This is a genomic window from uncultured Alloprevotella sp., assembly GCF_963536905.1.
Classification (GTDB): domain Bacteria; phylum Bacteroidota; class Bacteroidia; order Bacteroidales; family Bacteroidaceae; genus Alloprevotella.
This window is the reverse complement of sequence record NZ_CAUTBW010000085.1, coordinates 1-2778: the sequence shown is the minus strand read 5'-3', so window position 1 is coordinate 2778 and position 2778 is coordinate 1. Positions and strand designations below refer to the sequence as shown.

The window sequence follows — 2778 nt, the reverse complement described above, 5'->3', positions numbered from 1 at the left end:
GAAACAATCTTGCCAAATGCACCACCGATGATAACACCGACAGCCATATCTATAGCATTTCCCTTCACCGCAAAGTCCTTGAACTCCTGAATCATTTTTCCCATAATTCTATTTAGTTTAATTATCTATTAGTCAGCAAACTTTTAATTATTTTTTCAAGTAGCTGATGCAAAAATAAAAGTTTATTTGTAAATTTGCAGCGCAATCAAAGAAAAAGATCTCACTGGGATCTAAAATCTGATTCGAAGAAGAGAACATCTCTATAATTATTTAAATATCTAACAAACGTTATGATTAAAATTGGTATTAACGGTTTCGGTCGCATCGGCCGTTTCGTATTCCGTTCCACTCTTGAAGAGGCTAACAAAAACGATGTTGAAGTTGTAGCTATCAATGACCTTTTGGCAGTTGATTACCTCGCTTACCTTTTGAAGTACGACACAATGCACGGTCGTTTCGATGGAACTGTAGAAATTAAGGACGAGCACACTCTGACCGTTAACGGTAAGGATATCCGTATCTTTGCAGAGCGCGATGCAGAAAACATCAAATGGGGTGAAGTAGGTGCTGAATATGTTGTAGAATCTACGGGTTTCTATCTCACAATGGATCGTGCTGAAAAGCACCTCAAGGCTGGCGCTAAGTACGTTGTTCTTTCAGCTCCTTCTAAGGCAGGAGAGGATGGTCGTCAGGCTCCGATGTTCGTTTGCGGTGTAAATACTGACAAGTATGCTGGTCAAACAATCGTTTCTAACGCATCTTGCACCACTAACTGCTTGGCACCTATCGCTAAAGTTCTAAACGACAAGTTCGGTATCGAAAACGGTTTGATGACAACCGTTCACTCTGCAACTGCTACTCAGCTTACTGTCGATGGTCCTTCAAAGGGCGGAAAAGACTGGCGCGGTGGTCGTGCTGCTTCTGGCAACATCATTCCGTCCTCTACAGGTGCTGCTAAGGCTGTAGGTAAGGTTATTCCTGAACTGAACGGCAAACTGACAGGTATTTCTATGCGTGTTCCTACTTTGGACGTTTCTGTTGTCGACCTGACTGTTAACCTCAAGAACTCTGCTTCTAAGGAAGACATCTGTGCAGCAATGAAAGAAGCTTCTGAAGGCGAATTGAAGGGTATACTGGGTTACACAGAAGATGCTGTTGTTTCTTCTGACTTCCTTGGCGACGCTCGCACATCAATCTTCGACGCAAACGCTGGTGTTTACCTCACTGACAAGTTCGTTAAGGTCGTTTCTTGGTACGACAACGAGATTGGCTACAGCCACAAGGTTGTTGAGCTTATCAAGATTATGAACGCACACAACAACAAGTAATTTTTTAAATTACACTATATGCAGGCCGTTCAGCAAAAGCTGAACGGCTTTTTTATTATAAACTCTTCACATTTGTCTTCTTTTTGTATCTTCATAATAAGATGATTGCAGAAAAAAATATTAACTTCGCAAGATATGGACACATACGACATTATTACAGTATTAGGCCCGACGGCTTGTGGAAAAACGAGTTTTGCAGTCAACTTAGCTGCAATACTCAACGCTGAAATCATCAGCGCTGATAGCAGACAAGTATATCGGAGAATGGACCTTGGAACAGGAAAAGACTTAGAAGATTATACCTTTCGAGGAAAGGCTGTCCCCTATCACCTTATAGATATTGTTGAACCAGGTTATAAATACAATGTCTATGAATATCAGCATGATTTTTTACAGGCATATAACGATATTCGCCTTCGAGGGAAACGTGTAGTAGTATGCGGTGGTACTGGCTTATATTTAGAAAGCATACTTCGTAGCTATCGCCTCAGTCCTGTCCCACAAAATCTCTCACTACGAAAAGAACTTGAAGGGAAAAGTTTACCTGAGCTAACAACAATCCTTAAGAACTATAAGAGGCTACACAACACCACAGATGTAGATACAACTCAAAGAGCAATTCGAGCGATAGAGATTGAAGAACACTATAAACAATTTCCACTCGAAAACAGACCTTTCCCAAAACTCAAAAGTTTTACTTTAGGACTCGAAATAGATCGCGATACCAGGAGAGAAAGAATAACAGCACGATTAAAAAACAGGCTAGAAAAAGGTATGCTTGATGAAATTCGCCATCTTCTTGCTGAAGGGCTCACGACAGAAGACTTGATGTACTATGGTCTAGAGTATAAATATCTAACACAACACATTATTGGACAATTATCTTATGAAGAAATGTTCAATAAGTTAGAAATCGCCATTCATCAATTTGCCAAACGACAGATGACATGGTTCAGAGGGATGGAGCGAAGAGGAACGCCCATCAATTGGATTACTCCTCCAACGCTCCCAATAGGTAAAGAGGATCTTGAAAAAATATTAGAGCTTTATACACAAAGACATTAGCAATAAATACTCTCAGAAAAGGGGAATTTGTATTTGACCCGGAAAAAGGTTCATATTTTGCTACGTTTTTATGGAAAAAGAGATTTTTAACTATCATAAACTATCTTTATACTCAAACAGCAGCGCACACGTAAAATTGATATTGTCAATTGCGTATTAACAGATGTTTTTAGAAAAAGAACATTCAGATTTAGTTGATTATATCAATATTAGGCTTGCTGCATTCATCATTAATATCAAGAGATGAACTCGGAGCTTCTTAGATAGAAATACCTTATATAGTCTACTCCCCGCTCTACTCTAAATTTTCAAACACAAGATTTTCAATATTATTGCTGTCCGGTAAAAGTTTTACACGGCAAAAAAATAAGGCTGAAACCCTCTT

At 39.3% G+C, this 2778-nt stretch carries 3 protein-coding genes; 2 read left to right on the top strand and 1 reads right to left on the bottom strand.

Features of this window, described 5'->3' with window-relative positions; all coding sequences use genetic code 11:
- On the bottom strand, positions 1 to 104 hold a 104-nt coding region (locus ABLA33_RS10000), incomplete at its 3' end, for an MscL family protein (protein ID WP_347720189.1).
- 186 nt (positions 105 to 290) lie between these two features.
- Between ABLA33_RS10000 and gap the strand changes: the two genes are divergently transcribed.
- Together gap and miaA are read left to right on the top strand one after the other, a co-directional pair.
- Positions 291 to 1328 (top strand): type I glyceraldehyde-3-phosphate dehydrogenase, encoded by a 1038-nt coding sequence (gene gap, locus ABLA33_RS09995; RefSeq protein WP_311490876.1) that lies wholly within the window; start codon positions 291 to 293, stop codon positions 1326 to 1328.
- Positions 1329 to 1463: 135 nt separating this feature from the next.
- Positions 1464 to 2393, top strand: coding sequence for a tRNA (adenosine(37)-N6)-dimethylallyltransferase MiaA (gene miaA, locus ABLA33_RS09990; protein WP_347720188.1), 930 nt, complete (start codon positions 1464 to 1466; stop codon positions 2391 to 2393).
- Positions 2394 to 2778: the final 385 nt, after the last annotated feature.

Bases quoted from the DNA above. Each gene is read 5' to 3' on its own strand.
- gap (WP_311490876.1), top strand. From the start codon at position 291: ATGATTAAAATTGGTATTAACGGTTTCGGTCGCATCGGCCGTTTCGTA.
- miaA (WP_347720188.1), top strand. From the start codon at position 1,464: ATGGACACATACGACATTATTACAGTATTAGGCCCGACGGCTTGTGGA.